The organism is Frankia sp. CeD (assembly GCF_000732115.1).
GTDB lineage: Bacteria > Actinomycetota > Actinomycetes > Frankiales > Frankiaceae > Frankia > Frankia casuarinae.
Map to the genome: position 1 here is coordinate 1 of NZ_JPGU01000060.1, position 18,222 is coordinate 18,222.

The 18,222-nt window shown below is 68.7% G+C and carries 17 protein-coding genes and 3 pseudogenes; 7 read left to right on the top strand and 13 right to left on the bottom strand.

All coding sequences use genetic code 11. The annotated features are described in order from the left end of the window. A partial coding sequence (locus CED_RS19570; RefSeq protein ID WP_035913102.1) for a substrate-binding domain-containing protein occupies positions 1-349 on the top strand: 349 nt, incomplete at its 5' end. A gap of 205 nt (positions 350-554) precedes the next feature. Here CED_RS19570 and CED_RS19575 read toward each other — a convergent pair. The 11 genes and pseudogenes from CED_RS19575 to CED_RS19615 all read right to left on the bottom strand — a co-directional run bounded on the left by CED_RS19575 (position 555) and on the right by CED_RS19615 (position 9,468). Next, positions 555-1,382: an SDR family NAD(P)-dependent oxidoreductase gene (locus CED_RS19575; RefSeq protein WP_051868945.1), complete on the bottom strand. Its 828-nt coding sequence runs from the start codon at positions 1,380-1,382 to the stop codon at positions 555-557. A 1,068-nt stretch (positions 1,383-2,450) separates the two neighbouring features. Beyond that, the gene (locus CED_RS19580) at positions 2,451-3,428 is read right to left on the bottom strand and encodes a class I SAM-dependent methyltransferase (protein WP_035913103.1); all 978 of its coding nucleotides are present in this window, start codon (positions 3,426-3,428) and stop codon (positions 2,451-2,453) included. A 129-nt stretch (positions 3,429-3,557) separates the two neighbouring features. Continuing rightward, positions 3,558-3,737, bottom strand: a complete 180-nt coding sequence (locus tag CED_RS25580) for a hypothetical protein (protein WP_035913105.1) — start codon at positions 3,735-3,737, stop codon at positions 3,558-3,560. Between the two features lie 56 nt (positions 3,738-3,793). Beyond that, a pseudogene (locus tag CED_RS26380) lies at positions 3,794-3,952 on the bottom strand (phosphoenolpyruvate phosphomutase); the annotation flags it as partial. A 47-nt stretch (positions 3,953-3,999) separates the two neighbouring features. Further along, entirely contained in the window at positions 4,000-4,281 is a 282-nt protein-coding gene (locus CED_RS25895) for a hypothetical protein (RefSeq protein WP_035913107.1), read from the bottom strand. 947 nt (positions 4,282-5,228) lie between these two features. Continuing rightward, on the bottom strand, positions 5,229-5,501 hold the full coding sequence (locus tag CED_RS24845; RefSeq protein WP_198031058.1) for an inositol monophosphatase family protein: 273 nt from the start codon (positions 5,499-5,501) through the stop codon (positions 5,229-5,231). Further along, entirely contained in the window at positions 5,482-6,072 is a 591-nt protein-coding gene (locus tag CED_RS19600; RefSeq protein ID WP_200875440.1) for an inositol monophosphatase family protein, read from the bottom strand. Before CED_RS19600 ends, CED_RS24845 begins: the two co-directional genes overlap by 20 nt. Then, positions 6,069-7,022 carry an alpha-D-ribose 1-methylphosphonate 5-triphosphate diphosphatase gene (locus CED_RS26385; RefSeq protein ID WP_349256648.1) on the bottom strand — a complete coding sequence of 318 codons (954 nt, stop codon included), beginning with the start codon at positions 7,020-7,022 and terminating at the stop codon, positions 6,069-6,071. Before CED_RS26385 ends, CED_RS19600 begins: the two co-directional genes overlap by 4 nt. Beyond that, positions 7,019-7,838: pseudogene (locus CED_RS26390) on the bottom strand (PhnE/PtxC family ABC transporter permease); the annotation flags it as partial. The pseudogene CED_RS26390 and the gene CED_RS26385, both read right to left, overlap by 4 nt. 44 nt (positions 7,839-7,882) lie before the next feature. Further along, positions 7,883-8,644, bottom strand: a complete 762-nt coding sequence (phnC, locus tag CED_RS19610) for a phosphonate ABC transporter ATP-binding protein (protein ID WP_011436575.1) — start codon at positions 8,642-8,644, stop codon at positions 7,883-7,885. Continuing rightward, a complete protein-coding gene (locus tag CED_RS19615; protein WP_011436574.1) occupies positions 8,641-9,468 on the bottom strand; it encodes a phosphate/phosphite/phosphonate ABC transporter substrate-binding protein in 828 nt (275 codons plus the stop codon). The genes phnC and CED_RS19615 overlap by 4 nt, the downstream gene beginning before the upstream one ends. A gap of 199 nt (positions 9,469-9,667) precedes the next feature. Here CED_RS19615 and CED_RS21740 point away from each other — a divergent pair, with 199 nt between their 5' ends. From CED_RS21740 to CED_RS19635, 5 genes and pseudogenes are all read left to right on the top strand, one after another. Next, complete coding sequence (locus tag CED_RS21740) at positions 9,668-11,386, top strand: ATP-binding protein (protein WP_160172417.1); 1,719 nt, start codon at positions 9,668-9,670, stop codon at positions 11,384-11,386. Continuing rightward, a complete protein-coding gene (locus CED_RS19625; protein ID WP_035913111.1) occupies positions 11,383-11,886 on the top strand; it encodes a response regulator in 504 nt (167 codons plus the stop codon). Before CED_RS21740 ends, CED_RS19625 begins: the two co-directional genes overlap by 4 nt. Positions 11,887-11,972: 86 nt before the next feature. Continuing rightward, positions 11,973-13,979 carry a hybrid sensor histidine kinase/response regulator gene (locus CED_RS19630; protein WP_235187184.1) on the top strand — a complete coding sequence of 669 codons (2,007 nt, stop codon included), beginning with the start codon at positions 11,973-11,975 and terminating at the stop codon, positions 13,977-13,979. A 789-nt stretch (positions 13,980-14,768) separates the two neighbouring features. Next, positions 14,769-14,858: pseudogene (locus tag CED_RS25590) on the top strand (IS630 family transposase); the annotation flags it as partial. Positions 14,859-14,922: 64 nt separating this feature from the next. Then, on the top strand, positions 14,923-15,408 hold the full coding sequence (locus CED_RS19635; protein WP_023842014.1) for a transposase: 486 nt from the start codon (positions 14,923-14,925) through the stop codon (positions 15,406-15,408). A 285-nt stretch (positions 15,409-15,693) separates the two neighbouring features. On the opposite strand, the gene CED_RS19640 is transcribed toward CED_RS19635, so the two are convergent. Then, positions 15,694-16,002, bottom strand: a complete 309-nt coding sequence (locus CED_RS19640) for a hypothetical protein (protein WP_131728959.1) — start codon at positions 16,000-16,002, stop codon at positions 15,694-15,696. Between the two features lie 52 nt (positions 16,003-16,054). Here CED_RS19640 and CED_RS19645 point away from each other — a divergent pair, with 52 nt between their 5' ends. Further along, positions 16,055-16,246, top strand: coding sequence for a hypothetical protein (locus CED_RS19645; RefSeq protein ID WP_023842013.1), 192 nt, complete (start codon positions 16,055-16,057; stop codon positions 16,244-16,246). A 19-nt stretch (positions 16,247-16,265) separates the two neighbouring features. Here CED_RS19645 and CED_RS19650 read toward each other — a convergent pair whose 3' ends face one another. Continuing rightward, complete coding sequence (locus tag CED_RS19650; RefSeq protein ID WP_011436568.1) at positions 16,266-16,985, bottom strand: O-methyltransferase; 720 nt, start codon at positions 16,983-16,985, stop codon at positions 16,266-16,268. Positions 16,986-18,222 lie beyond the last annotated feature (1,237 nt).

The following is an 18,222-nucleotide window of genomic DNA, read 5'->3' on the forward strand; positions in this document are numbered from 1 at the left end:
GGCCATGGCTGAGCTGTTCTCGGTCGAGTCGCCGCCCACGGCGGTGTTCGTCGCGGACGACGAGATGGCGATGGGTGCGCTGCGGGCGTTGCGCCGTGCCAGGCTCCGCGTGCCGGAGGACATGTCTGTTATCGGCTTCGGCGGGCACGACAAGGCAGAGGTGTTCGAGCTGACGACGGTCGTCCAGCCGCTGGCCCGTCAGGGGAAGATCGCCGCCGAGTTGCTGCTCAGTCTCCTCGACGCTGTTCCGGATGCTTCCCAGAACCTGGACGCCTCGGAAGTGGTCGTGCTGCCCGTGAGCATCGAGATCCGTGACACGACGTGCCGCCCCGCGAGCGGAACAACATAACTCCGCCGGCTTATGCCGCCCGCGGTCCCATCGTCCAACCGACGATCTCAAACACCTTCTTATGGCGCGCTCGTCGTTATGCGGTGCCGTCGCGGATGGCTCCTTGTCGATGGCTATGTAGGAGAGTGGGGCCCGTAGCAGCCCCAGCGCGGCGATCCGCAGCCCGCGCGAGACGATGGACTCGCGGAACGCCGCAAGCAGCAGTTCAAGATCTGTCAGGGCCTCCTCGCCCGCGATGCCGGTCCGTCTCGAAGTCGTAGTGCCGCATGTCCGGGGCAGGGCCCTGGAGTGTCCAGCCCCCGTCGACGTGGAGGATCTCCCCGGTGACGAACGACGAGGCGTCCGACGCCAGGAACACCAGCGGGCCGATGTAGTCCTCGGGCGTCGCCATGCGGNCCAGCGGAATGACGGCGCTCCAGCTTCGATCGAAGTCGGGGTTGTCCTGCCAGTTGCGCTCCATACGCGTGGCCGTGGGCGCGATGGCGTTGACGCGCACACGCGGCGCGAGCCTCAGGGCGAGGTGGCGTGTCATCGCCTCCAGGCTGCCCTTTGATGCGGTGTAGACGGCGTGGTATCGGAGCATCAGGGTGTCGGCACAGGTTGAGATGTTGATGATAGATCCACCCCGCTCCCCCATTGCGGCCACCGCGGTTATGGTCGTCAGGAAGGCGCCCCGAAGGTTGGTGCTGATGGCGTCGCCCCAGTCCTCGAGAGTCGTCGCTTGTGCCGGGCCAAGACGGACATGCGCGACGTTGTTGACGAGCACATCGATGCTGCCAAGCTCGCAATGGGCCGTGTCGATCAACCGCTGCGCGTCCTCGGGGACGCCTACGTCAGCGCCGACCGCCACGGCGATGCCGCCTGCCTCNTGTATACGCCGGCACGTCTGCTCGGCGCCCGCGCGGTCGTTCTTGTAGTTGACGACCACGTTTGCGCCGGCCTGACCGAGGCCGGTCGCCAACGCACGGCCAATCCCCTTGCTGGAACTGGTGACGACGGCCACCTTGCCGTCGAGCGCACCTGCGGAGGTCATGCGTCTCCTCGGGGAGCGGACTGAGGGCTTGGGGAGCGCTGGGGCGTGGCGGACAAAGAGGGACCTCCCGAGTCGAGCAGGTGTGGCGGTGGCCACCGAGGGNTCCGTAAACGCCTACCGCCAGCTTGAGTGTAAGCCCTTGCAGAAGGCGGTGGAACTTGACGTAGGCTCCGGGCACGGTGATCCCGGTCGCCAGGCGGGCTGACCGGGTGGCGGGTCCCGGCGGCGGGTCCCGGTGGCTACGCCGGGGACTGATGGCGAGTCAGGGATGGGCGGCCAGCGACCCCGCGCGATCGTGTTGTGGGTGTAGCCGGTCTGTCTGCCGCGCCCACGCGCTCGAACCGGGCCGCCTGAGGGTTGACAGAGGGTGTCTCACTCGGAGTCCTCCTCATGCCAGGTGCGGCCGTCGCGTTCGATCAGCTCGGCCGCGCCGGCCGCGGCGCGCGACAATGCGCCCACAGGCACGCCGCACTCCAGACCACGAGGACATAAGACATCTCCGTGATCTACAAGCGGCGTGCCTGCTTTCGTGTCCGCGACACGTGGTCCAGCCGTGCCCGCGGTCCCCCATACCGCTCTACCAGGACCGATCACCCGAAACCGACAGAGCTGGCTAAACCGACCGAATCGCATCCTTGCAAGAGCCCTGGGGCCGCCGGAACCCCGGCCAACCCCTCAGGCGAACTAGATCCCAGCGACCGAGCTCGCATGGCAACTCTACTGCAAGCGCTTACGGAAACCGGACGTGTGTCGCTGAACACACGCCCAATGCGGACCGCATGGCCGCCGACCAGGGCTTCCCGCCGCGGATGAAGCGGAACAGCGGATCGCNATTTCTCGTAGGCCCGTGCCAGGGCTTCCGCATCAGATTCAGCCTCAGATTTGTTCACGGCACTCTCTTCCATAACGATTCCTCATATCATTCCGGCCCATTGATTCCGCGCCGTCCAAGCTAGAGTGCCAGGAACTCGGGTGGCGCTGGTTCAGCGGGTGAACACCCGGTGTCAGACCGCCGGCGGTGTTGCTCATGGACCTACCCCGGGCGCAGATGCTTCACGACCGGCCGACTTACTGGTCGTCCTCGGGAGGACGAACGGCCAGCAGGTAGCCGTAGCGGATCTCGGGTGAAGTCGTCCGGCTGGCTTTCACCGAGAATCCCGCCCGTGTCAGCAACCTTCTCCACTGCTCCCGAGTCCGCATGTACTCCCCGGAGCGCCGAAGGATCCGGTCGAGTATCTGTGCGTCCTTGAGCGCATGGCGGTAACAGTTCTGCTCCGCAGCATTGACTATCTTCCGATAGTAGACGTCGCAGACATCGTCGATGTCGTTCTGGCTCGATAGTGCCGAGGTGTCGAGAAATGTCTCGCCAAGGACCAGGCGGCCACCAGGGAAAAGCTCCCGGTAGCATTTTTCCAGGGCCCGAGAAATCTGGTCGTGGTCGACGTGATGCAACGACATGACCGCGATGATCGCATCGTACCGTGTGTCCGGTCTGTAGTCGAGGTAATCGGCGTGGACCAGTCGGGTCTCCTTCCTGCCCGGCCGGCTCAGTGGGACGCGCTCGAGCATCCGCACGCTGCTGTCGAGCAGGTCCAGACGCGCGACGAGCGGGAGCCTGGCCACGAGCGCGCCGTCGCCGCAACCGAGATCTAGGACGACGTCCGCTGGCTGAGGGTTTGCGGCCGTGATGCACGCTTCTAGCAGCTTGGAGTGTTGCCGCAACCCGGGCAGTTGGTAGCCGTCCCGCTCCCAGGCGTCGAAGAACGACTGGCCAGGGAGTTTGGCGGCCACGGCCCAGTCCAGTATGGCCCGATCAAGGCTGGGAATGTGACTTGCCACCGCGTCGAGTGTGTCGGCCAGCCGCGCGCGGTTGTACTCCCAGCTCGTCNTCGGGCCCCGGGCCCGCCTTGCCACCTCCAAACCGTGCCAGGTGGAGGGCGGGACGTCGAGCCCGTCGTGCATGGCCGCCGCGTGTACGTCCTCCTCCAAGCGGCGTCGCAGTTCGGCGTCCGCACGATCGTTGGCATTGTCAGACACGTTCTCCATGGCCCTTCCTTCGATCGTCAACACACACTGTCGTCATGGGGTTGACCAGCCTGAGTGCCCGCACTCGGGCGGCGCTGGTTACGGCGAGTAAAACCGCCTGTCAGGCCACCGGCGGCATTGCTCATGGACCTACCCTGCGCGCCGGCGCTTCACCTCCTCGGCGAAGGCGATGTCAGCGGCGGTCACTTTGCCGTTTCCAATCATCTCGAGCACCTGGGCGACTGAGGCGAGCCGCGACTCGATGGCGGCGGAACCGGACTCGAGAATGCTGGGGAGAGCGGCATCCACCGCCGCGAAAACGACGCGCAAGATTCAGCACCGGACCACCGGTACAGAGTGGCCCGCCAGATCGCGTCCTCCTCGCCGGTTCCCGCGATCGGGGAGTCCACCCGGGCGATCAACATGAAGCCCTTGCCCTGGAGAACATCCTTCACCATCATAATTTTAGTGACGAACTCGTTTGCGTCGGCGAGCTCCTGACCGGGCGGGAAACTGTTCCTCTTAGGGAATGCCTTGTCCTCAATTCACACAGCGTAAACACCTGCGTGCTCGTACTCGCGGACGAGGTGGATCAGATTGTTGATATCACCGAACCCGATGTCACAGCCCGCGATGAGAGGTCGAGCCGGTGCGCTCCCACGCTGCTGATCGCGTTGACGACAGTGGTCTCACCGTCGTCGACGGCCACCCGGCACAGCTCGCGCAGTGGTGCCAGCAACCTGGTGGTCGTCTCGTGATGAACAAGGACCCGCAACCGGATCGCCGGATCCCTTCGCAACGCCGCGACCACAACCTTAGGGTTGACGTCAGTCGACGTCCGCTCCCCGCCGGGCTGCTGCTGGCCGTCTGCCACCGCTGCCTCCTGCCTCCTGCGCGGATGCCGCCATCGGTATGCAAGCGTATACCGATCTTAATCGGCCTTAAGTCTACTTCGCCGTCCGCATCCCTGGAGGTAATGGTCGCCACACACGCGAGGCTTCCCTGAATCTGCAGGCTACAGGCACATGGCCGCGACTCCGCCTCACCCGATCGTGCGCATCGGATCACGCTTCCCCATGATCCAAAGTGGGTGCGACCTAGAAAACGCTTGCAGTAATCAAAATTCGATCAAGTTNACGATCATCGATCTGGGCCGCTTGACGGGTTCCGGCGGGTGCGCTGGGAACGAGAGGAACTTGGTCAACAGGTCCTATGAGAGCAACGTGTTGATCGGCGACCAGGAGATCAACGAAGACCATTGCGGCACGGACCTGTTGAACCGGCAGGCTGCGAGGATGGTGACGGCGTTGGGAGCGACCATGACCGGATCGACGGGGCCGAGCCGGTGGCCGCGCTGTCCCGTTCCAGGCCATCTGGTCCGGGTGATGACCGGCGACAGCGGCTTCTGCCCCCGCGGCGTACATGGCCGCGATCGGCTCGATCCGGTCGACGGCGTGGAGAAGACCCTGCCGGCGATCTCCCGGCGGCTGGTGGTCCAGAAACGGGTGTGGACGCTGGCCGCCGGGGATACGGGTCATCATCCGCAAGGAGCGGCCGCACCCCCGGCGGCGAGCTGGTNGCCGCCGACGACGAGGAGCGTCGCAGTGGACGGAGGACCGTCTGCCGATCGGGCCGGTCAAGGAGTTTCTTGAGCATCACCGGCTGATCGGCTCGTCGCCGAACACGGTCCGGTCGTATGCGCATGCGCCGGCGGGCTGTTGTCGTGCGTCACCTGCTGTCCGGCTCACCATCATGCCGGCGCAGGCAACCAGCGGCGGCGACGTGCCGTTCCCCGGGAAAAGGCCGGGTAACGCGAACGGATCAGTAGGAAGAGCCGCTGATCTCGTCCGCGAGCTGGTGCGCCAGCTCCGGGGTCGCCGCGATCACGCCGGACCATCGGCGGCTGAGGTCGGGGACGATCTCGACCGGGCGGCCGAAGGCGTCGATCACCGCGCCGCCCGCCGCCGGGACCAGCACGGACGCGGCGGCGATGTCCATGATGCGGTGCGTGTCCGAGCCGGCGTCCGCGAAGGCGTCCGTGGAGCCCTGCGCCACGAGGGCGGCCTCCAGGCAGCTACTGGACAGGATGCGCACCCGCGCGGCCCGGCGGCTTACCCGCAGCCACGCCGCCTCGTTCTTGGCCTGCGGCCGCAGGAGGCTGACCGCGGCGCCGTCGAGTGCGCGCCGGCCTGTTGTCCAGTAGGGCGACGGGAGGCCGACTTTCGCATGCCAGCCGCGGCCGGTGTCCAACCATACGTACGGTGAGGGCCTCGGTCGCCCTGCCGTCGACGGCGACCACGCCGGAGAAGGCCGACAACGGCACCTCCGCGACCGCGTTGGCGGTGCCGTCGACCGGATCGACCACGAGCGTGACCGCCGAACCGTTGTCGATGACACCGATCTCCTCGCTGATCAGGTTGACCCGCTGGGCGTTCACCACCTCCGCCACGGCGGTGTCGACCAGCAGGTCCAGACGCGTGGTGAGGGTGCCGTCGGCGCCCATGCCGACCTTCTCGGCGAGCTCCGCGCGCGTATACCGCTCGCGCGCATCGCGAAAGGCGCCCACCGCCGCGCGGGCGGCTGCGGCCAGCGCGGGATCCGTCCCGGCCGGAATCTCCGGCTCGGGAACCGGCCACCGGGTCACCGCCGCACCCCCGATTGTCACCAGACACCCCAGGATGACAACACGGACCGCACCACCGGCCACGGGCGGCGCGGCTCGACCAGCACAAAGTCAGCGCGCAGCCCCGGCTCGAGCCGACCGCGGTCGGGAAGTCCGGCGACCTCGGCCGGCCCGGCGGTCACCAGGCCGATGGCGGCCGGCAGGGTGGCGAGCCCCTGCTCGGCGAGCAGCATGGCGGCCGCGAGCAGACCGGAGGGCAGGTAGTCCGACACCAGCGCGGTCACCAGGCCGCGGCCGACCAGGTCACGGCCGGAGGCGTTGCCGTTGTGGGAACGTCCCCGCAGGATGTTCGGGGCGCCTATGACGACGGGAAGTCCGTGGGCGCGGGCGGCTTCCGCCGCTTCGATCGTGGTGGGGAACTCGGCGACCGCGCAGCCGCGGTCCCGCAGCTCGGCGATCTCGGCGGCCGAGCTGGGATCGTGCCCGAGCAGCCGGATTCGCGCCGAGCGCGCGGCGAGCCAGACCAGGGCCTCCTCGCGGATGTCGAGCCTGCCGTCCCGGTCGGCGATGAGCTGGTCGACATGCTCGCGAGCCTCCGCGTCGGACATGCCGCGGCTGCCCATCAAATAGCGCTCGTAGTGCTCGCGGACGGCGTACTGGCCCTGGCCCGGGGTGTGGTCCTCGTGGGAGACCAGGGCGCCGTCGGGAACCTGGTCCAACCGCCGCGCCAGCGCGGACAGCGCTTCCGGGCTGCGCACGTCGAGCCGGTACAGGATCCGGTGGTCGACGAGCCCGCCGGTATAAGCATCGATCGCCTCGCACGTCTTCTCCGCCTGGCCCACGCTGCGCGGGATGTCGTGGTGGGTGTCCTCGAAGGAGATGCCGTGGAACACGGTCGTCACGCCCGCGGCCCGCAGCTTGCCCTCGAAGGACAGCAGCGCGAACTCGATCGGCAGCTCGGCGCCCGGTCGGGGCAGCTGCTCGTTCTCGATCCCGTGGCGCGCAGCGCGTCCTCGACACCCGGGTCGACCTCTTCCACGGAGTCCGCGACGAGCTTGCCGAGCAGCCCGACAGCACCGACGCCCAGCGCGAGCACCCCGGCGACCGCACCGAGCCCGGTGATCACCACGAACACGATCGCCAGCACCAGATCGGGGATGCCCCGCACACACACGATCAGCAGCCGGTCGCGATGGCGCGGCCGAGCCCGTCGATACCCACGAAGCCGAGGACGACCGAGACCCGCAGGTTGATGTCCAGCCGGTGCAGCGCGGTCGCCACGAACGCGGGCAGCACCTGCGGCAGCACGCCGGCCACCAGCTCCCACGGCCCGCGCCGCCCGCGCGCATGGCCTCACGCGGGCCCTCGTCGATCTGCTCGACCGCGTCGGCGTAGAGCTTGCCGACCATGCCGACCGAATGCAGTCCCATCGCGAGAACCCCGGCCAGCGCGCCGAACCCGAACAGCCGAAAGAACACGGTCGCCAGCACCACGTCCGGCACCGCGCGGGCCGCGACGATCACTGTCCGCGCGCCGAACCGTGCACCGCGGTGCGGCGCCGTGTTCCCGGCAGCCAAGACCGCAAGCCCCGTGCTGAGCACCACCGACAGCAGCGTGGCGCAGATGACGATCGACATGGTCTGGCCGGTCAGGCGCAGCAGCTCCCCCGCGGTGGGGAAGTCCAGGGGGAGCATCCGGGCGGCGAAGTCGGCCGCGTTCCGCCCGCTGTCGATCAGCGTCGCGACGTTGATCGACAGCGCGGCGAAGGCCCACCCGGCCAGGCCGAGCAGCCCCAGCAGCGCGGCCATGCCCAGGACCGAATCGGTCCTGGGCCGGGCGAGGGTTCGCCCCGTCACGCGATGGCCCGCAGCGGGCCGGCTCGGTAGATCATGGCAACGGCCTGCTGGTGGTCAAGGTCGCCCGCAGCCTTGTCCAGCACGACCTGGCCCGAGCGCAACCCGACGATCCGGTCGGCCCACGACAGCGCCAGCTCGACCTGGTGCAGGCTGCACAGCACGGTCAGGTTCCGTTCGCTCGCGATTTCGCGGATCAGGCCCATCACCTGCGCCGAGGACTCCGGGTCCAGGGAGGCAACCGGCTCGTCCGCGAGCAGGATCTCCGGGCGTTGCATGAGTGCCCGCGCGACCGCGACCCGCTGCTGCTGCCCGCCCGACAGCGTGTCCGCGCGCTGGAACGCCTGTGACGCGAGCCCGACCCGTTCCAAGTGCTCCAGCGCCTCGAGTCGCACCGCCCGCGGATAGGTGACCAGACCCAGCCGCAGGCCACGCAGCCTGCCGAGCGCGCCGGTGCACACGTTCTCCAGCACCGAGAGGCTGTCGACCAGGTGAAACTGCTGGAACACGAAGCTGATCCGGCGACGCAGCTCCCGCAACCGCGCGCCCCGCGCCTGGCCGACGTCCGTGCCGAGCGCGATGACCCGGCCCGCGCTTGCCCCATGCAGGCCGTCGACGTGCCGCAGGAGCGTCGACTTGCCCGAACCGGACAGCCCCAGCAGGACGACCACCTCGCCGGGCTCGACGGTGAACGACACCTCGTCGAGGGCGAGCGTCTGGCCGAACCGCTTGGTCACCCCCTCGAAGCGGACGGCGCTCACTCCGCCGCCGTGCAGCTCTTGGCCTTCGTGACCTCGCAGACGTGCCGCACCGGGTCGAAGAAGGTGTCGGCGACCTTGACGAAACCCCAGTCGCCGGACTCGTCGACCATGCACTTACCGGGTGTGCAGAACCCATGGGACTCGAGGTAGTCGATGTTCATGTGCTCCTGGATCACTTTGGCGATCTTGTCCTTGAGCGCGGGATCGAGGTCGTCACTGATCGCGATCGGTGATCCGGGGATGAGGTCGGACTTCCACACCGTGGTCAGCTCGCCGGCCTTGAGCTGACCCTTCTCGATCAGCTTCTTGTCGACCATCGCGTCGTAGGCGAACCCGGCGTCGCACTGCCCCTTGGCCACGCCGAGCGCCGACGCATCGTGCGTGCCGGCCAGCACCGCGGTGATCTCGCTGTCGGGGTTCACCCCGGCGTCGATCAGCCCAGCCCGCGGATAGAGGTAGCCCGAGGTCGAGTTCGGGTCGACGAGGCAGACCTTCTTACCCTTGAAACCCGCGAGGTCGTGAATCGGCGAACCGGTCTTCACCACGCCGTAGGAGCGATAGCCCGGCGAACCACCTTTCTCCGCGAGCGCCGCGGCGACCGCCGTCGCCCGCACTCCGGAGGTGCGGGCGACCAGATAGGACAGTGCCCCGTACAGCGCGATATCGACCTTGCCGCTGCGCTGCCCCTCGATGACGGCGGCGTAGTCGGTTGCCCGCTGGAACCGGATCGTCTTCCCGGTTTCCTTCCGCAGCAAATCGATCGAGGACTGGTAGTCCTCCTGAAGTTTGGCGGACCTGCCCCCGACCACCGGCCCGCTGATCATGTCAGTCAGCCGGCGTCTCCTCGGCTGGGCGCTCTACCCGACCTCGCCCAGCGGGGCGATCCACCGTTCCCAAGACCTCCCCGGGGAGGTGGTCGCTGGTGGATGGCGGCGTGAGGGCGGCGATCGCGGGTATCACGCAACGGTCATGACCTCTCACGAAGAGCGAATCTTTCGATCGTGTTCGGGCGCTAGGAGAGCCATGAACCCAGAGGGTCGCGGACCGGCCAAGCCGGTGCGGGTGGGTGCGGGCAGCGGGACACCGGCCTGGCCCGCCGGCGACGGTGCGCACGCGTCGCGACTTGAGACCGTCGCATCCTGGGCCGCCGTGTTCACGATCGTGATGGCCGCGGTCACGCTACTCGGTTGGACCCTGGACAACCACGTGCTCACGAGCATCAAACCCGTCTGGCCGTCGACGAAACCAAACGGAGCCGTCTGCGGTCTGCTGCTCGGGTTCTCGCTGTGGAGCCGACTCGGCCGGCGGCGAACCGCCGTCCGGGCGGCGGGACAGGGGGCCGCCGCCCTTGCACTGGCGATCTCCGGACTCTCTCTCGTCGAGTCGGCCGTGGATCGGAATTTCGGCATAGACGAACTTCTCTTCATCGACCAGGCCACAGCCTCGCAGTCTCATCCGGGGCGGATCGTGCCTTTCGGCGCGGCCATTCTGGCGCTGTTGTCGCTCGCCCTGCTACTGTTCGATACCCGCCGGTGGCGAGGAAGGTACGTGGCCCAGGCCCTGGTCTGCGTCGCGGGGTTCATCTCCTTTACGGTGCTGCTGAGCTATCTGTACGGGGTCGATTTCACTTCCGGTTACACGAGGGTCGCCGTCCCGGCGGCGGTCGCCACGCTGGTGCTGTCGGTCGGAGCGACGCTGGCGCGGTTGGGTTATACCCCGCTGGCGATCCTGGCGAGTTCCGGGGCCGGCGGGGGCGTCGCCCGCCAGTTGCTGCCGGCCACGGTCATCGTCCCGGTCCTTGTCGGGACGACCGCGGTGGCGCTGTGGCGGCTCGGGTTCTACGGCGTCGCGTTCCGGGGTGCCCTGGTGGTCTCCTATACCGTGGTCATGCTGCTGGCGGTCACCGTCGGGATCTGCCGGCGGCTGGATCATGCCGATGCCGAAAGACTGCGCGTCTCCGCCGATCTGGCCGCGGCCAACGAGCGGTTGGCGGGGACGAACGCCCGGTTGGCGGAGGCGAACACGCGCCTCGTCGAGGCCAACAAGCGGATGCACGAGGCCATCGACGAGCTCGGCAGTTTCACCTACAGCGTCTCCCACGACCTGCGGGCGCCACTGCGGTCGATGAGCGGTTTCTCCCGAATCCTGATGGACGAGTACGCCGAGGACATGCCCGAGCAGGCCCGCGGCTATCTCGACCGGGTGCAACGCAGCTCCGACCGGATGGGCGCGTTGATCGACGACCTGCTCGCCTTCTCCCGCCTGGGCAGGCAGCCCATGAGTAAGCGGGAGGTGGACCCGGCGGCGATCGTGTCCGCGGTGCTGGCGGAGCAAGAGGGCGACCGCGCCGGCCGCCCGGTGCGGATCACCGTCGGGGATCTTCCCCGTGGGGTGGCCGACCCGGTGCTGCTCAAGGTGGTCTACACCAACCTGCTGTCGAACGCGGTCAAGTTCACCCGGGGCCGTGACCCCGCCCGCATCGAGATCGGCAGCCGCCGCGAGAACGGGCGGGTGGTCTTCTACGTCGCCGACAACGGGGCCGGTTTCGATCCGCGGTATGCGGACAAGCTGTTCGGGGTGTTCCAGCGGCTGCACCGCTCGGAACAGTTCGAGGGAACGGGTGTCGGTCTCGCGCTGTGCCAGCGCGTCATCGCCCGCCATGGCGGGCGGNTCTGGGCGGAGGCGGCGCAGGGGAAAGGCGCGACCTTCTTCTTCACTCTGAGCGAGGAGGTATCGGCGTGAACATCGAAAGACCGAACATTCTGCTGGTGGAGGATGATCCCGACGATATCGAACTTACCCTGCACGCGCTGCATACAAAGAACATCATGGCTTCGATCGAGGTTCTCCGGGACGGAGCCGAGGCGCTCGCCTTCCTCTTCTGTACCGGCCCCTACGCCGACCGGTCGCCGGACAGGGATCCGAAGGTCGTTCTACTCGATCTCAAGCTGCCGAAGGTCGACGGCCTGGAGGTCCTGCAACGACTGAAAGGCGACCCGGCCCTTCGGACCGTGCCGGTGGTGATGCTGACTTCCTCCCACGAGGAACGGGACATCGTGGCCAGCTACGATCTCGGCGTCAACAGCTACATCGTCAAACCGGTCGACTTCGGCCAGTTCACCGAGGCGGTGCGGACGGCGGGAATGTACTGGCTGCTGCTCAACCGGCAGTCCACCCAGAACACCCAGAGCGATGCCGATTCCGGTGCCAATGCCGATGCCTCACCCGCCGCGGAAGGGTGAAGCGGCAGCTGGCTGAGCGGCGGCCGGAGATGTAGGTGGTGGCGGGCTGGGTGACGGCCGGCTAGATGACGGCGAGACAGGTGCGCATGATGCCACGCATTCACGTCCTCATGATCGAGGACAGCGACGACGATGCCGTGCTCGTCATCGAACGACTGCGACGCGGCGNTTTCGAGGTGACCTCCGATCGGGTGGAGGACTCCGAGGCGGCCGCGTCGGTTCTCCGTACCCGGCCTCCGGACCTGGTGATCTGCGATTACCACATGCCGGCGTTCGGCGCCGAGGCGGCCCTGATGCAGCTGCGCGCCAGCGGCCTCGATATCCCGTTCATCGTCGTCTCCGGCCAGGTCGGCGAGGAGACGGCGGCGGCACTCATGCGGGCCGGCGCGCACGACTTCCTGCTCAAGGATCGCATGAGCCGACTCGTCCCCGCGGTGCAGCGCGAACTGCGGGAGGCCGACGACCGGCAGAGACGACGGCAGGCCGAGGCCGCCCTACGACGCAGCGAGGAGCGGTTCCGGCTGCTCGCCGAGCAGGCGACGGACGTCCTCTTCCGCTGCCGGCTGTGCCCGCGGGCCGAGGTCGAGTACGTCAGCCCGGCGATCAGGATGATCACCGGCTACCCGCCCGAGGACCTGTGCGGCCGCCCCGACACCCTGTTCTCGCTGGTCGACGAGGAGGACCGGCCCACCCTCAAGGGCTCGTGGCGCACGGCGAACCCCGAACCGCTGCGGGTCCGTTGGCACCCGCGAGAGGGCGTCGAGGTCTGGACGGAGCAACGCGTGGTCGGCGTCCACGACGACCAGGGCCACCTCGTCGCGGTGCAGGGCATCCTGCGTGACGTGACCGAGCAGGTCCATGCCGACGAGGAACGGGAGCGGCTGCGACGCCAGCTGGATCAGACCGAGCGGCTGGAGTCCCTCGGCCGGCTCGCGGGCGGCGTGGCGCACGACTTCAACAACCTGCTCGGCGTGATCACCGGCTATGCGGAGATCGTCCTCGACACCCTTCCCGACGACGACCCGTGCCGGGCCGACATGGACGAGATCAGCCGTGCCGCCGACCAGGCCGCCGGACTGACCCGTCAACTGCTCACCTTCAGCCGGCAGGAGTCGTCGAAGCCGGAGACCCTCGACCTCAACGCGGTGGTCGAGGGGACGCGGAACCTGCTGCGACGCACCATCGGCGAGGACATCGAGATCGTCACCCTCCTCGATCCCGATCTCCACCCCGTCACGATCGACCCGAGCAAGATCCAACAGGTGGTGATGAACCTGGTCGTCAACTCCCGTGCGGCCATGCCCGACGGCGGCCGCCTCACCCTCAGCACGGCGAACCTGGACCGGGACCGGGGCCCGTCTCCCGCGGACCGCCCGGCCGCGCACGGGCGGCCGTCGCCGGAAGAACGCCCGAAGCGCGGCTGGGCCTGCCTGGCGGTCGCCGACACCGGGTGCGGCATGAGCCCGGAGGTGATCCGTCGCGCCGTCGAACCCTTCTTCACCACCAAGGGACCCGGTGAGGGGACGGGACTCGGCCTCGCCACCGTCTACGGGGTGGTCAAGGCGGCCGGCGGCGAGGTCGACATCGAGTCCGAGGTCGGGAAGGGGACGACCATCCGGATCCTGCTGCCCGCCACGGCGAGGAGCGGGCCCGCTCCCGTCGACACCACCCGGGACGACACCACCCGGGACGACACCACCCGGGACGACGCCACCCGCGGGCAGGGGAAGACGATCCTCGTCGTCGAGGACGACGCGGCCGTGCGCGCCGTCACCACGCGCATCCTCGTACGGTCCGGCTACCTCGTCCACGAGGCGGGTTCCCCGGCCGAGGCCCTCGACCGGTTCGGTCCCGGGACGACGCGGATCGACGCCCTGCTCACCGACGCGATCATGCCCGGCATGACGGGCTACCAGCTCATCGAACAGTTCCGTCGGACCCGCCCCGAGCTGCCGGTCATGCTGATGTCGGGCTACGCCGCCGGCGCCGAGAAGTCCGTGGCCGGCTTCCCGCCCGGCGTCGCCCACCTCCAGAAGCCGTTCACCGCCCGCGCCCTTCTCGACAGCCTGGAACGAACCCTGCACCCACGCTGACCGGCGGTGCAGATGGTGCGGCCGTGCCGGCGCACCACGGGCAGCACGAGATCAACTTTTCCGGGTGGCCGAGGACCGTGGCGTGGACGGTGACCCGGACCCCGTGCCCGTCGCAGCCCTTGCAGATCTGAGCCCGCGCTGTCACCGGTCGAGGCCGTGACCGCACGGGACCGAATCGCGGCGAGGATCTGATCCCAGATCGTGGCGGGCAGGCGGATCTCCCGAAGCCCCAGATAGTGGGCGTCGCCGTTAGTTCGTCGGTTATCGGCGGTGGCGGGTAGGTAGAGGCCGGCGGCAAGGTCGAGGGCGGCTTCGGCGGTGCCGGTCGGGGATCCGTCGGCCAGTATGGAGTCGGCGTAGTCGTTGTGGCTGGCTCGCCAGATGGCGAAGCCCCAGTTGTTGGCGTAGCCGACGTAGCGCAGCCGGCACAGTGGCTGGGCGTCGCCGTCGGGATCGGTCGCGGTGACGTAGACGAACGGGCCGCGGTAGCGGGTGGACAGCGCGGTGATCCTGGGCCACCTGCCGGTGGCGTGCTCGACCAGCCGCTGCCGCAGGGAGATCTTCGTCGATTCTGGGATACCGGCCACAGCCCTGATTGTGGCCGGGGGTGTCGGCGGGTTGCCTGTGGGCGGGGCCGGGGCGGTGGGCCGGTGTGACCTGCCCGCTAGGACATCGGGAGTGTCTCGCCGTGCCACCGCGATCATTCTGACGGACGACGTCCGCGCCGAGCTGGCCCGCCGTGTCCGGTCGGCGACCGTGCTCCGCCGTGCCTGGCTGCGCGCGAGGATCGTGCTCGCGGCGGCCGGTGGAGCGGGCAACGCGGCGATCGCCGCTCAGCTTGATGTCTGCGAGGACACCGTCAGCAAGTGGCGGGGCCGGTTCGCCCGCGAGGGCCTGGCGGGGTTGGCTGACCGGCGCCGCTCGGGCCGGCCACGGTCCGCGGGTGGAGTTCGAGTACGAACGCGGCGGGACGGTGGCCTACTTCGCCGCCTACGACGTCCAGCGCGCCCAGGTCATCGGCCGGATCGAGGACACCACCGGGATCGTCCCTTTCGGCCGGCTCGCCGCCCAGGTCATGAACAGCGAGCCGTACGCCTCGGCGCGGCGGGTGTTCTGGATCGTCGACAACGGCTCGTCCCACCGGGGCCAAGCCTCCATCGACCGGATGCGCGCAGCCCACCCGACCGCGACGCTGGTCCACCTGCCGGTCCACGCGTCCTGGCTCAACCAGGTAGAGGTGTACTTCTCGATCCTGCAGCGCAAGGCGATCGAGCGTGGCGACCTCGCCGACTTCGCCGACCTCGACGCGCTCGCCGCCCGCGTCATGGGCTTCCAAACGCTCTACAACCAGACCGCGACCCGGTTCGACTGGAAGTACACCCGTGCGGACCTGCTGAAGACCGCCAGCCGCCTCAACCTCGCCGCNTAACCGACGAACTTGCAGCGACACCCACTAGGACTCCAGGTGACGATGTCTATGCGTGTTGTGTATGCCTGCCATCGGTCTCTGGCATAGCCACATCAGTCCTGAAGGACCGACGCTCGTGATGTCCAGACCTGGGCGTGTCGTCGTCGGCGGCTTCCTGACCGCCGCCCGGGTCCAGGAGCCGCAAGCGCCGGATTGGCCAACCAACGTGACTTCCGGCTGTCACAGCCTAGCTGCAAAGAGTAACGACTCATCGCAGATCGTTCCCGCCGCGTCCAGAGCCCGGTATCACTGACCGCCCTCGCCGAACGGCTCCTGCGCCCCGAGACGGTCACGGCCGCTCTCCCGGCCGAGGCCGCGGCCAGTCTCGCCGACGGCCTGCCCGGGACGGCACTGCTGCACGCCCGGCTGGCGGCCGTCCACCCTGATTTCGCCACAGCCGCGGCGAACCACTGGACCCACGCAGCCCGCCAGACCCCGCGAGGCGCCCACCCCACTGGCGTGTACCACGCCGGCGCTGGCCTGGCCGCTTCGCTGATCATCGCCGGGTACCACCGCACCGCCCTCACCCATCGGCCGGTGAGCACTCCATGGCACGTCTACGACGTCATCAGCGGCCTCAGCGGACCGTCACCCAGACGCTGTCACCGTGCACCCCTCCGGCGCGTTCGACCCCACGCGCCGTTTCGGCTTCGCCCACCTCGCCGGGAACGCGGCCACCGTCCGGCCCGGCTTCCTCACTGGCGCTGCCGGAACGGCGCTCGCTCTCGCCGAGTACGCCGGGTGCCCCATGCCCGAGGACCTGCGCACGACTTGGGACGCCCTGCTGCTCTTGTCCTGACCCTGCCCGGCCGAGGCGGTCAAACCGCGGCGGGTACCTGCTCGGCCACCCGGACGAGAACCCGACTGTCGCGCTTGTCGACCGCAAGCAGCACACCTGGCATCTCCGGAGGGACGGCGTCAGCCGGATATGCCTCGATCCACAGCCGGACGCCCTGCCCACCGTCACGGTCCCAGTCGCGGACCCGCTCGGCGAGCCGGGACGCCAGCTCGCCGCCCCGCGGGCCGTAGCCGCAGGCACCGATCTCGTAGCTGGGCATCTTCGCATCGCCGGTAGGACTCGGCCGCGTCGTGAGATAGGCCAGAGTCCCGCCCTCAACAATCCCCATGCTTCCCCACGGTCCCTTCGGCGCCATCAGTCGGCCGTCATCGACCGCAGCCCGCGACACTAGGAGCCGGCAGAAGCCCTCCAGCGTGGCCAGCCAGAAATCGAGATGCTCTGTCCAGCCCCACGGGACGGCGACCCCGGTCCAGCACGCCGCCACAGGGTGATCCAACGCGCCCCGCAACGCCGAGGCATCCACCGGGCGATCGTCATCGAGCCGAATTGTCAGGTCCGGGCCGGCACCGACCCGGATGTTCTGCTCGCGAACGGCACCGAGAGCACGCATCGGCATGAACCCGTCCTCCACGACCGACCGGCTCCGTAGAACCGCTCCGGCCCGCTCGAACACGACCGTTCGAGTCAGCCCGAGGATCCGCAGCGGCACCACCAGACGCCCGTCCTCGGCCAGCTGCACCCACCAAGCTCGCGGGATATCCCAGGCACCCGCTTATCCGGATTTTGATCTTGAAATTTTGGGTGGGATTGGTGGCATTCCGAGTGGTGCTGGTTTGGAGGTGTTGCGGGCTGCGCGGTCCAGGCCGGCGAGCTTGCGCTGTGCGGCTTCGAGGCTGGTCTTGAGGCCCTCGACTTCGCCCTGCCAGCCGTTGGCTTTGGCTTCCTCGATGCGTTCGCCGAGGTTGCGGATGATCTGTTCGAGGCGGGTGCGTTGGCGGGGGTCGACGCGGAGCATGGGGCAGCGGACGCAGGCGTGTTCGTGGATGCAGGGGGTGCCGTAGGGGCGTCCGCAGTCGCCGAGTTCGAGGCCGTTGTGGCGCGGCGCTGTTTGACGACTCCCGCGGTGTCGCTCTTGCGCACCGGGCTGGGGAACGCCCAAGGCGCCCAGGAAGGGTCCGACAGTGCCCATTCGGCGATGTCGAGGTAGAAGGCGCGGACCGTGATCAGGGTGTCGATGTGNCGTTGCCGGGTCGGGCGGCTGCCGCCGTTCTGGGGAAAACGCAGCCGTTCCTTCCAGGGATCCGTGACCTCGCGTGGCAGATTGAGGGTGTCGATGCCGGGGTGATGGCGTTCGAGGTCGGCCCAGAACGCCCCGGCGAGACGGCCGACGAGCATGCGGAAGGTGCTGTAGTCGAGCGCGGGACGCCGCTCGTCGAGGTAGCGGATCAGCAACTCGCGGATCTGCCGGTCGGCGATGCCGTGGCGGTCCACGAGTTCGGCGGTGCTCTGCGGGCCGGTGCGCATGGCGGCGTGCAGCGTGGAGTGCGGTGGGAAGACGCCCAGGTCGACCATCATCTGCCAGGCCAGGTGGGAACCGTCACGCGTCCGGCCGCGGCTGGGCGCCGTGGCTGACTGGAACGCGAGGAGGTCGCCTGTGGTCACCTCGTTCAGGCTGCCACCGGTATGGATCACGATCGCGGTCAGGACGTTCAGCGCCTTCCTGAGCACGTTCTCGGAATGGCCGCCACACGCCCGCGCGGCGTCGGCCGCGCAGGCGAACAACTCCGGGCTCACCAGGTCGCGGACGACCGCGAACGTCGTCGTCGGCCCGTAGGTGGTCAGGAACGGGTAGCTCGGCCGGACGAGCCTCATCCGCAGCAGACAGGCCAGCCCTCGGGTCAGCACCACGCGATGGCGTTCGCCGCAGGGCCTGTCGGGCTCGGGAATGGCGGCTGACCAGGTCGCCCACCTGGGAC